This window comes from Pseudomonas kielensis, assembly GCF_014236655.1.
Taxonomy (GTDB): Bacteria; Pseudomonadota; Gammaproteobacteria; order Pseudomonadales; family Pseudomonadaceae; genus Aquipseudomonas; species Aquipseudomonas kielensis.
In genome coordinates this window covers 1-369 of the sequence record NZ_JACMYG010000114.1, presented here as the reverse complement: position 1 = coordinate 369, position 369 = coordinate 1, and the positions used below count along the sequence as shown (strand labels likewise).

The 369-nt window shown below is 59.3% G+C and carries 1 protein-coding gene; it reads left to right on the top strand.

All coding sequences use genetic code 11. The features are described 5' to 3' along the window. The coding region (locus tag H7995_RS28255) for an immunoglobulin-like domain-containing protein (RefSeq protein ID WP_185819341.1) at positions 1 to 369 on the top strand (369 nt) is incomplete at both ends.

Here is a 369-nt window from a genome sequence, read left to right as displayed (position 1 = left end):
GCCGAAGTTCACCGTCAAGGTTGACCAGGTCCTCAAACAAGACCTGACCGTTACCCTGAGCAACGGCGACACCGTCGTCATCAAGGCCGGCACCAACAGCGTTCCGTACGAGCTGAAAGCTCAGGGTGATGACGTCTACAAAGACGGTCAAATCATCGAAGTGGGTGTCGACAACGCCACCGTCGACGGCAAGTCCTTCGAGAACCTGGTGCTGGGCGATAAAGCCCAAGTCACCATCGGCGACACCCTCACCGAGGTGAAAGCTACCCTGACGGTGGATAAAACCACGGTCGCCGAAGGCGGCACGGTCACTTACACCGTGACCCTGACCAACGCCGCCGGCATGCCGATGGCGAGCCATGGCGAGTT